The organism is Streptomyces sp. NPDC126510, from assembly GCF_040302345.1.
Taxonomy (GTDB): Bacteria; Actinomycetota; Actinomycetes; order Streptomycetales; family Streptomycetaceae; genus Streptomyces.
The window spans coordinates 1-10,192 of sequence record NZ_JBEORR010000071.1 but is presented as its reverse complement, the minus strand read 5'-3'; the positions used below and the strand labels follow the sequence as shown (position 1 = coordinate 10,192).

Below are 10,192 nucleotides of genomic sequence, written 5' to 3'. Positions count from 1 at the left end.
GTTCTCATCAGTTACTTCCGACTCAGCAACCTCAGACCAATGTGACCTCTAAAGCACCACGAAACAACCCCACCGGGACAAAACGCTCTTTAAGAGGTCGTTTTCGCCTATGGTGCCCGCTTCTGACGCACCGCAGCTCCCTGCGGACGTCGCCTCCGTACGTCAGTGAGCCAAGTCCGGGGTGGACGCACTATGCCTCCTCCCTTCCTGAGCGGCCAGGACCGACTGTTCAGGGGCCGACCGCAAACGTGAACGGCCCAGTGACAACGGGGATGTGGACAACGGACAACTGTAAACCCTGTCCATAACTTCGGCTCCGCCGCGTACCCGGCGGGCAGGGCAGGGCTGTCCACGGCCACGGTGAGCATCGGCTCGAGCAAGGACCACGTCATGCCCGGATGCCTTCCACGCTGCGCGCTACCGGACCGGCCGGGAAGGGCACGGTCACCCGGCAGCCTTCCGCGGCCGCCTTGGTGCCCAGCGCGATCAGCAGATGCGACTTGCCCGTTCCGGAGTCGCCGATCAGGCAAAGCGGCCCCCCTGACACATTCGCAGGTCGCGAGCGTGTTGACGGTGGCCGGGTCGACGTTGGGGGGTGGCGTCGAAGTCACGGGCCCGCGGAGCGGTGGCGGCAACCGCACACCCGGCGAGCGTCACGGCGCGGTACGACCCCTGCGGGTGCGCCTTCTCTTGATGATCGCCGGCGTCGGCACGGCCGCCCTTCGACGGCGGGCGAGTGGCGGTAGTCGCAGCTCAGACGGGTTTGGGCCACGCAATAATCAATAGTTGTCGTTTGACAACTATGGCCATGAGGCAACAAAGTAGCTGTGTCAGACGTGCGCGGGAAGGGACGGCACTGTGCGCAGAGGCCGCGTGCGTGAGTGGCAGGGATTGGTTTCTCGGAGGTCGGCGTTGTGCCGCGCTGTTCAGGCGGTCTGGCTGCCGGTTTCGTCAGCGTCGTCGTGTATCTGGGCCGTCGCTACGGCGCAGAATGCCTCCAGCCCGTGCATCAGTGAGAGTCGGTCGGCTGGGGACATCTGGTCGAGGACATCCTGGAGCGTCTTTTCCCTGCGCACCCGCAGGTCCGCGAGGAGCGCCCTGCCTCGGCTGCTGAGACGCAGGCGCACCTCACGTCTGTCCGTCCGGCTGACGTCGCGCTCGATCAGACCGGCGGCCTGGAGCCGGTCGCACAGCCGGCTGGTCGAGGGCGGGGTGGAGGCGAGGAGGGAAGCGAGGGTGCGCAGGTTGATTCGCTCGTGGTGTTCGAGGATGAACAGCACGCGCATCTGCGATACGGAGGCCGGCGCCGTCGAGGCCCGGCCCCACAGGACTTCCAGCAACTCCGCGGCCGTGGCAGTCACGCGGGCGACCTCGTTCGGCTCTCGGCGGGGGCGGAAGGCAGTCACGGTCACACTCTCGCAGGCACTGGGAAGACTGTCAGCGTACTGGGCGCACGCTGCGGGCCAGTGATGACTTGGAATACCGGCACGGCCGATTGGGCGGCTCCACCACGCGGACGAAGCCTGCGGCCACCCGGCGATAGATTGGTGTATCGACCATCGTGAACAGATATGTAGCCGCTGAGCGTGCACTGCGGACAGCGGCTCCCCACGAATTGCTCACTGCTGTGCGTCGCGTTCTCGCCGAGCAGTACACGGCCGAGACCGTCGAGCTGTTCATGGCCGACTACGGGCTGACGGTGCTGCAGCCGGTGTCCGTGCTCCCGCACACCATGGAACCGGTGTCGATCCACAACAGCCCGGCCGGCCGCGCGTTCGCCGCCCAGGAACCCTTCGTCGAACCCGCCTCCGGCGATCCTCTGGCGCGGGCCCACCTGCCCGTCAGCGTGCGGGGCGATCGTCTGGGGGTGCTGTCGGTGACACTGCCCGGCGACCAGGTCGAGCACTGCCTCGCGGAGCTGGCCGACATCGCCGAGGTGCTGGGGCACGAGGTGACCGTGGCCGAGCGGGACACCGACCTCTACCTCCAGGCCCGCCGCAAGGACCGCCTCACCCTGGCCGCCGAGATGCAGTGGCAGCTGCTGCCCGGCCGCTCCTGCGCCCGCCCCGAGTACGAGCTGGGCGCGCAGCTGGAACCGGCGTACGCGATCTTCGGCGACAACTTCGACTGGTCCGCGACAGCAGACCGGCTCATGCTCTACGTCACCAACGGCATGGGCGAGGGCATAGAGGCCTCTCTGCTGACCAACCTGGCCATCAACGCCCTGCGCAACGCCCGGCGAGCAGGCATCTCCATCGACGACCAGGCCGCCCTGGCCGACCAGGCCGTGTTCGCGCACTACCGGGGCCGCTGCTACCTGTCGGTGCTGATGTTCGACTTCGACCTCGCCACCGGACGTGCCCAGGTGGTGGACGCCGGCTCGCCTCAGTTGCTGCGCCTGCGGGGCGGCACCGTGGAGCGGATCACCTTCGAAGCGCAGCTGCCGCTCGGCATGTTCGAGGAGACCGACTACGTGACACAGGAGTTTCACGTCGAGCCGGGGGACCGGCTGGTCTTCGTCAGCGACGGGGTGTACGCCGTCGCCTCACCGCGTGGCGAAGCCTACGGAGATGCCGCCCTGAACCGGGCGATCCAGTCGACCCGGCTGCTGCCGGCCGCCGAGGTGCCCCGGGCCATCCTGCGCGAGCTGACCGGTCACCGCGGCCAGCCCGCCCCAGATGACGACGCGTTGGTGATGTGCCTGGACTGGCGGGGCCGGTGAGTGCGTCCCGCCGGGATGCCGATGAACAGTCGGTCATTGTTTGCGCCGCATACCCGGCGCTAATGTTTGTCATACGGCAATAATTGCCTGATGGTCTGCTGCCCGGTGGGTCACCAGGGTCTTGTACAGGGAGAAGATGCAGGTGTCGGAGCACGAGGCGGCCTCAGAGCTGGCAGCGCGCAAGGTCGGCGAGTTCCTCCGGCTCAGGCAGGAGCAGGTCGCGCAGCGCTGGGCGGATGCGGCCCTCTTTCGCACCGTGTTCACCGTGTCCCGCGATGAGGCGGTAGAGGCGTGCAAGGCCGTGGTGGAGGCCCTGTCCGAGGTGGCTGCCTCCGACCGGCCGGACGACATCACCGCCCCCGGTTTCCAGACGGTGCGTGAGCAACTGGGCCGGATGGCGGCCTCCCGGGCCCGCACCGGTCTGAATCCGGCCGCGGTCGCCGGAGAGGTCGCAGAACTGCGCCGGCCTGCTGTAACGCTTCTCCAGGACGAATTCGACGATCCGGCCGATGACCAGGCACGCGAGTGCGTCCTGGCTCTGACCCTGCTGATGGGCACGCTGCGCCTGGTGGTGATGGAGACGACGCTCAGCCAGGGCCAGGAGCTCATCGCCCGGCAGCGCGAGCAGCTGCTGGAAGTGGCGACTCCGGTGATCAAGCTGTGGGAGGGCGTCGTCGCCGTTCCGCTGATCGGCACGCTGGACAGCGCGCGCAGCCAGGTGGTCATGGAGTCCCTGCTGGACGCGATCGTCGCCGAGCGGGCCCGTTACGCCATCCTCGACATCACTGGTGTGCCCACGGTCGACTCGCTGGTCGCCCAGCACCTGATGAAGACGGTGGCCGCAGCGCGGCTGATGGGCGCGGAGTGCATCGTCTCCGGTATCCGGCCCGCGATCGCGCAGATCATTGTCTATCTCGGCATCGACCTTGGGACCGTCGTGACCAGATCCTCGCTGGCCGACGCCCTCGCCTACGCCTTGCGTCAGCAGGGCATCGCACTTGCTCCTGGAGTACCGGCTGTGAGCCTGCTGTGACCGGGCTGGGGCAGGGCCACACGTCCCGGGTGCCTGTGCTGGTTCTCGGCGAGACTCTTCTGGTCACCGTGCAAGGGGAGCTGTACGACAGCACAGCCGAGCAGCTGCAGCAGGACATCACCGCCCGCATCGCCCACAGCCCGGTGACGGGTGTCGTGATCGACATCTCCGGCGTGGACAACGTCGACTCGTTCCTGGGCCGCGTGCTGGCCGAGATCGCTTCCAGCGCCCGCTTGATGGCAGCCCGGACCGTACTGGCCGGCATGCGCCCAGCAGTCGCGATCACACTGGTCGAACTGGGCCTCGCCCTGCCCGGTCTATTCACCGCCCTGGACGTCGAGCGGGCGCTGGCGCTACTCGGACACAGCCACCCCTGCACCGACCCGCCGAACCCTCGGAGGGCGCATCATGCAGACCTCTCCTGACACGGGCACAACGAGGCTGCCGATCGGCTCGGACACCGATCTGGCATGGGTGCGGCAACAGGTACGGCAGGCGGCAGCCGAAGGCGGCTTCACTCTGGTTCAGCAGACCAAGCTCATCACCGCCGCCAGCGAACTGGCCCGCAACACCCTCATCCACGGAGGAGGCGGCCAGCTTGAGATGACCGCGCTGATGCACGGGCTGCGCCTGACCTTCACCGACTCCGGTCCCGGCATCCGCGACATCGAGCAGGCCATGACCGACGGCTTCACCACCGGCAACGGCCTGGGCCTGGGTCTGAGCGGGGCCAAGCGCCTGGTCCAGGACTTCCGTATCGACAGCCGCCCCGGCCAGGGCACCACCATCACCATCACCGCATGGGCCACCGCCATGCCCCGCCCCCGCGCGGAGCACGGATGAGCAGGGTCTGGGACATACCGGTCGACGACTCCACCCGCGTGCGGGAGGTCCGCGTCGCGGCTGAAGCTGCCAGCACCCGCGCCCGCCTCGATCCACAGCGCACCGCGGTCGTAGCCCTGGTCGCCACCGAACTGGCCACCAACCTCGTCAAGCACGCCCACGGCGGCCGAGTCGTGATCGAGCTCCTGCAGCGCCCGAACGCGGACGCCGGCTCCAGCAGCGCAGCAGTGCAACTCCTCTCCCTCGACCACGGCCCAGGAATCACCAACATCGCAGCGGCGCTCCGTGACGGCTACACCACCGCCACCTCCCTCGGAACGGGCCTGGGCACCTGCATGCGGATCTCCAGCGCCTTCGACCTGCACAGCACCCCCGGCCGGGGCACAATCGTCATGGCCCGCATCGACCAGGAACCGGCCACCGACCGGGCCAGGACCGGACCACACCACAGGGTCGGAGGGATCAACATCCCCCTGGCCCAGGCAGAGCACTCCGGTGACGCCTGGAACTGGGTGAGGGCCACCTCGGGCCCCTGGCTGACCCTGATGCTCGCCGACGGCCTGGGACACGGGGAAAACGCCGCCACCGCATCCGCCGTCGCGGTCGATGAACTGCACCGGAGCGCGCACCGGCCGCCCGCCGAGATACTGCGCCGCCTCCACGATGCGCTGCGCACCACCCGAGGCGCAGCCATCGCCGTGGCCCAGCTCAACACCGACACCGCCAAGCTCGCCTTCGCCGGCGTCGGAAACGTCGGCGCCCGCCTCCGCACAGGGGATGCCTGGCAGCCGCTGATCTCACATCCCGGCATCGTCGGCGCCCACTTCCCCGCCTCCGTGCCCGTCCGGCACCTGCCGTGGCACCCGGACAGCCTCCTCGTGCTGCACAGCGACGGACTGCCCAGCCGCTGGACGCTGCCGCAGGACATCGAACTCCTCCGTCGCGATCCTGCCGTCGTGGCTGCGGCCATCGTGCGGGACGCCGGCAGCGCTGCCCGCCCGCTGCGTGATGACACCAGCGTGGCCGTACTGGCCCCCGACCGCTGGACAGGTGCCCATGAACGCCACCCCTGACAGCTGGACGATCGCCTCGGCCACCGACGCGGCCCACGCACGCGTGGCAGCGGCCCGGCTCGCCACCGCAGCCGGTGTGCCCCTGATCGAGCGCGCCCGCTTCCTGACGGCGATCGCCGGGAAACTGCGCCAATGCCTCAACAGCGGCGAAACGTGGGAACTGGACTTCCGTACAGACACCAGCACCGACGGGCACGGCCGAATCGAAGTCCTCATTCACCCGGCCCACCCCACACCGCGCGACCCTCGCCTCTGGCGGCTTTCGATCGCCTGCCCCCACCCCACACAGGCGGACACCATCGCCCCGGCACAGGCGGAACCCGCGGAGATCGCCGAGGCGCTACTGGCCACAGACGAGGACACCGCCGAACTCCTTGACCGCCTGGACGCACAAGAAGGACTGGTCCGCTCCCACCGCGACGAACTCCACCACACCAACCAGGGGGTCCTCGCTCTCCACGCCGAACTGGACGCCGCCGACCGCAGCCAACGCGACCTGCTCCAAGCCGAACAGGCCGCCCGGGCACAGGCGGAGAACGCGCGGCGCCTGCTGACGTTCCTCGCAGACGCCAGCGACGCCGTCACCGCATCCCTCCAACACGAGGACATCCTGCGCCGACTGCCCGAACTCCTCATCCCCCGCTATGCCCACCATGTGGATGTCTGGTTGTTCGACGACGACCCCACCACGCACCACGCTCACCGGCCGGCCGCCGCCGTGGCCGCCGCCCGCACCGGCCGGCCTCAGCACGCCGCAGCCCACCCCGGCCACCTGCCCGGCGTCGACGACCTGCCCTCCTCAGTCCTTGAACGCGAGCATCCCCTGCTGAGTGTTCCGCTCCTTGGCCGCGGCCTCCTGGGCGTGCTGACCCTCACCGCAACCGGCACCCGATTCGATCCAGATGAAGCGATCATGCTGATCGAGCTGGCCCGCCGCACCGGCATCGCCTTGGACAACGCCCGCCGCTACGCACAGCACCGGGACACAGCCGAAACCCTCCAACGCGCCCAGCTCACCGAGCTGCCCACCACCCCCGAGGTGCGCTTGGCAGCCCGATACCTGCCCGCCACACACGGCCTCAACATCGGCGGCGACTGGTACGACGCCTTCGTACAGCCCGACGGCAGCCTCCTGGCCGCCGTCGGGGACGTCACCGGCCACGGCCTGCGTGCGGCCGTCATGATGGGACAACTGCGCACCGCACTACGCGCCTACGCCGTCGAAAGCGACACCCCGGCCGGCATCCTCACCCGCCTGCACCGCCTGGTCCGCGACCAGCAACACGAGCTGTACGCGACCGCCGTGATCGCCTGCTTCCGCCCCGGCGATCCCACCGTCCTGTGGGCCGCTGCCGGGCACCCTCCCGCCCTCGTGCGCGACCCCGAAGGCAGCATCCGCATCCTGGACCACAAGCCCGGGATCATGCTGGGCGTCCCCCTGCCCTACCAGTACGAGGACCACACTGTCGTCCTCCCACCCGGCTCCACCCTCGCCCTGTACACCGACGGACTGGTCGAACGCCGCGCCCAGGGCATCGACCCCGGCATCCACCGGCTCAGCCAGGCCATGGCCGCGCTGAGCACAGCCGAGCTGGAAAACGACCTGAGCGCGGCGGCCGAGTCTCTACTGAAACCCTTGCTCCACGACTCCGAACGCGACGACGACGTCTGCCTGCTGCTGTGCGGCCGAACCTGACGCCTGCCGCCCTCATCGACAACTACCAGACGAACTCGCCAACAGCCGCGCATTGTGCACTTCGATCGATCTACCGCAGGAGCGAACCGCGATAGCGTGGAACCACCAGCGGAGAGGCGGAAGCCATGAACACCTCTGAACCGGCCGCGTCCGCAGAAAGCCTGCTGCGCGCCGCTCCGCCCCACCTCCTGGTCGCCACAGCCCACCGTCTGCTGACAGACGGGGTCGGAGCCCAGGAAGTGACGCTGCTGCTGGCCGACTACGGGCTGGCCGTCCTGCAGCCGGTCACTCACCTACCCCACACCGGTGAGCCCGTCCCAGCCCACGACGGTCCCGCCGGCCGCGCCTTCGTCAGCCAGATGCCGGTCGTCGAAGTCACCCGCGATCCAACCTGCCAGGTGGTGCACCTGCCCCTCACCGTGCGAGGCGACCGGCTGGGAGTGCTCTGCGTCCGCATGCCCACCAACGCCATAGACCCCACCATGGTGCTCCGACTCGGCGACTTCGCCACCGCGCTCGCCCACGAAGTCGCCACCGCCGGCCGTGACACCGACCTGTACCTGCGGGCCCGCCGCACCCGCCGCCTCACCCTCGCCGCCGAGATGCAGTGGCAACTGCTCCCGGGCCGCGGCTGCGCCCGCCAGGAGTACGTCGTCGGAGCCCACCTCGAGCCCGCCTACGCCATCGGAGGAGACAACTTCGACTGGTCCACCAGCGCCGACCACCTCACGATCACCGTCACCGACGGCATGGGCCAAGGCATCGACGCCTCCCTGCTCACGAGCCTGGCCGTCGGCGCCCTGCGCAACGCCCGCCGCGCCGGCATCAGCCTCACCGACCAGGCATGCCTGGCCGACCAGGCCATCTACGCCCAATACGGCGGCAAGGTCTACGCCTCCACCCTGCTCCTGCACTTCGCCCTCGACACCGGCACCGTCCACGCCGTCGACGCCGGATCCCCCCAGCTCTACCGCCAGCGCGGCTCCACCATCGAACAGATCGAACTGGAAGCCCAGCTCCCGCTCGGCATGTTCGAAGAGACCCCCTACGAGGAGCAGACGTTCCGGATCGAGCCCGGCGACCGCCTCATCGTGGTCAGCACCGGCGTGCACGGCGCCCGCTCCGCGGACGGCGGACTCTTCGGAGAACGCGCCCTGCGGCAAACCCTCAGCGCCACACGGCTGGCACCCCCGCACGAAGCCGCACGCTCCGTGGTCTCCGCCCTGATCACACACTTCGGCAGCAAAGACCTCACCGCCGACGCCGCCGTCGTCTGCCTCGACTGGAAGGGCCGCGACCCCAAGGCCGCACACCACCCCAGCCCCGAAGCATGAACACCACCACGCCTCAATTTCGCACCCCACGAAACGGGCTGGAACGACTCGCCTCATACAGGTGGTGATCCCCGCCAAGAGCCACTCCGCCGTACAGGATCCTGACCAGCAAGGAACGCTCTCATCCCCTTACTGAGCAGCATCAGCTCAGCGGGTTCCATCGCCGCCAGAGCCACCGCAAGGGCCTGTGAACGCCGCGCTGCCACATCATCAAGCACGTGCCGGCCCTGCGCGGTAACGGTCAGCCGCACCTCCCGGCGACTGTGAGGATGCAAAGCCCGCTCCAGCAGACCTGCCGCCTCCAGCCGATCACACAGACGGCTGGCAGTGGGAAGCCCTACCTCCAGGCGCTCGGCCAAAGCAGTGAGGTTCAGATCCGGCGCCGTCTCCACGGCACGCAACGCCCGCAACTGATGCAACGACAACCGCACCGCTGCTCCCTGAGCAGCCAGCGACCACAGACTCGTCAGGCTCTCCACCGCATCAGCGATCTCCCGTGCGACGGCTTCAGGGCCATCACACGGTCCCGCCGCATCATCATCGCCGGGGCCGCCGGGGTGGGTCACGAACGTGTCTCTTTCAGTAACTGCCGCGCAGCGGGTAGCCCGCTCATCTAATCGCTGTACCCGAAGAGTCGCGGAGCAAGCAGCGAGCGCAGCCGTCTGTCGATCAGGAAGTCCGGGCGGGGCTCTATCCCCCGCTGCGGGCCCGTAGGCAAGAGCCGGTATCACCATGGGGCATGCCTGGAGCGGAGGAGCCATGCAGTACGAGTTCCGGGTCCGCGGACCGGTCCCGGAGAACGCTGCGGAGACGCTCCCCGAGCTGGACTCCGTGATGCTGGGCAGACAGACGGTCTTCTACGGCACCGTCATCGATGAGGCGCATCTGTTCGGCCTGCTGGCCCGCTTCCGCATGCTGGGGCTGCTGGTCACGGAAATGCGACCGCTGCCGTATTGATCCCGCCCGTGGCACGCAGGTGCCACGATCACGCGTCCCAGCCTGGAATACGTAGAAACCGGCACTTCCCCAGCGCATCCCTGGGGTCCACAGTAAAAACAGCACTACTTCGCACCGGAGGCGGTCATGCTCCTCCTCGGCATCATCTTGCTGGTTGTCGGATTCATCACCGGCACATCGATCCTGTGGGCGATCGGGATCATCCTCGCGGTCATCGGCGCGGTGCTGTGGATCATGGGGGCCATGGGGCACGCGGTCGCCGGCCGCCGCCACTACTGGTGACCTGCCTCGACAGGCAGGACTGCACCGTCATCCGTGCATGCTGACGCACGCGCCTTCGCCTGGCCGTGTGCCGGATCGCCACGCCCGGCAGGCCGCGGCCATCGACCGGTCATTGCCCGCAGGCTGCACGGTGCGCACGGGCGTGCCCTGAGGGAACCGCTAGGTCGTGTCCGCAAAGTCAGGAGAGCCAGAGTCGTAGGCAGGCGATGGTGACCAGGGCTTCGTAGTGGCGGGCGCGTTTGTCGTAGCGGG

At 68.7% G+C, this 10,192-nt stretch carries 11 protein-coding genes and 1 pseudogene; 9 read left to right on the top strand and 3 right to left on the bottom strand.

The window, feature by feature from the left end; all coding sequences use genetic code 11:
* Window positions 1-445: 445 nt before the first annotated feature.
* Together ABTX60_RS42385 and ABTX60_RS42380 are read right to left on the bottom strand one after the other, a co-directional pair.
* A pseudogene (locus ABTX60_RS42385) lies at window positions 446-618 on the bottom strand (ATP-binding protein); the annotation flags it as partial.
* A gap of 308 nt (window positions 619-926) precedes the next feature.
* Window positions 927-1,361: a MarR family transcriptional regulator gene (locus ABTX60_RS42380; RefSeq protein ID WP_352101977.1), complete on the bottom strand. Its 435-nt coding sequence runs from the start codon at window positions 1,359-1,361 to the stop codon at window positions 927-929.
* A 200-nt stretch (window positions 1,362-1,561) separates the two neighbouring features.
* Here ABTX60_RS42380 and ABTX60_RS42375 point away from each other — a divergent pair, with 200 nt between their 5' ends.
* The 7 genes from ABTX60_RS42375 to ABTX60_RS42345 all read left to right on the top strand — a co-directional run bounded on the left by ABTX60_RS42375 (window position 1,562) and on the right by ABTX60_RS42345 (window position 8,701).
* Entirely contained in the window at window positions 1,562-2,722 is a 1,161-nt protein-coding gene (locus ABTX60_RS42375; protein ID WP_352101976.1) for a PP2C family protein-serine/threonine phosphatase, read from the top strand.
* A gap of 136 nt (window positions 2,723-2,858) precedes the next feature.
* Window positions 2,859-3,755: an STAS domain-containing protein gene (locus tag ABTX60_RS42370; RefSeq protein WP_352101975.1), complete on the top strand. Its 897-nt coding sequence runs from the start codon at window positions 2,859-2,861 to the stop codon at window positions 3,753-3,755.
* 29 nt (window positions 3,756-3,784) lie between these two features.
* Window positions 3,785-4,180 (top strand): STAS domain-containing protein, encoded by a 396-nt coding sequence (locus tag ABTX60_RS42365; protein ID WP_352101974.1) that lies wholly within the window; start codon window positions 3,785-3,787, stop codon window positions 4,178-4,180.
* The gene (locus tag ABTX60_RS42360) at window positions 4,164-4,598 is read left to right on the top strand and encodes an ATP-binding protein (RefSeq protein WP_352101973.1); all 435 of its coding nucleotides are present in this window, start codon (window positions 4,164-4,166) and stop codon (window positions 4,596-4,598) included. The genes ABTX60_RS42365 and ABTX60_RS42360 overlap by 17 nt, the downstream gene beginning before the upstream one ends.
* Window positions 4,595-5,671 carry a SpoIIE family protein phosphatase gene (locus tag ABTX60_RS42355; protein ID WP_352101972.1) on the top strand — a complete coding sequence of 359 codons (1,077 nt, stop codon included), beginning with the start codon at window positions 4,595-4,597 and terminating at the stop codon, window positions 5,669-5,671. Before ABTX60_RS42360 ends, ABTX60_RS42355 begins: the two co-directional genes overlap by 4 nt.
* Entirely contained in the window at window positions 5,655-7,367 is a 1,713-nt protein-coding gene (locus ABTX60_RS42350) for a PP2C family protein-serine/threonine phosphatase (protein ID WP_352101971.1), read from the top strand. The genes ABTX60_RS42355 and ABTX60_RS42350 overlap by 17 nt, the downstream gene beginning before the upstream one ends.
* Before the next feature lie 125 nt (window positions 7,368-7,492).
* Entirely contained in the window at window positions 7,493-8,701 is a 1,209-nt protein-coding gene (locus tag ABTX60_RS42345; protein WP_352101970.1) for a PP2C family protein-serine/threonine phosphatase, read from the top strand.
* A 53-nt stretch (window positions 8,702-8,754) separates the two neighbouring features.
* Here the strand turns inward: ABTX60_RS42345 and ABTX60_RS42340 are convergent, their stop codons facing one another.
* Window positions 8,755-9,267: a MarR family winged helix-turn-helix transcriptional regulator gene (locus ABTX60_RS42340; RefSeq protein WP_352101969.1), complete on the bottom strand. Its 513-nt coding sequence runs from the start codon at window positions 9,265-9,267 to the stop codon at window positions 8,755-8,757.
* 193 nt (window positions 9,268-9,460) lie between these two features.
* Between ABTX60_RS42340 and ABTX60_RS42335 the strand changes: the two genes are divergently transcribed.
* Together ABTX60_RS42335 and ABTX60_RS42330 are read left to right on the top strand one after the other, a co-directional pair.
* Complete coding sequence (locus ABTX60_RS42335) at window positions 9,461-9,658, top strand: DUF8691 family protein (RefSeq protein WP_352101968.1); 198 nt, start codon at window positions 9,461-9,463, stop codon at window positions 9,656-9,658.
* Window positions 9,659-9,784: 126 nt separating this feature from the next.
* A complete protein-coding gene (locus tag ABTX60_RS42330; protein WP_352101967.1) occupies window positions 9,785-9,940 on the top strand; it encodes a DUF6131 family protein in 156 nt (51 codons plus the stop codon).
* Window positions 9,941-10,192: the final 252 nt, after the last annotated feature.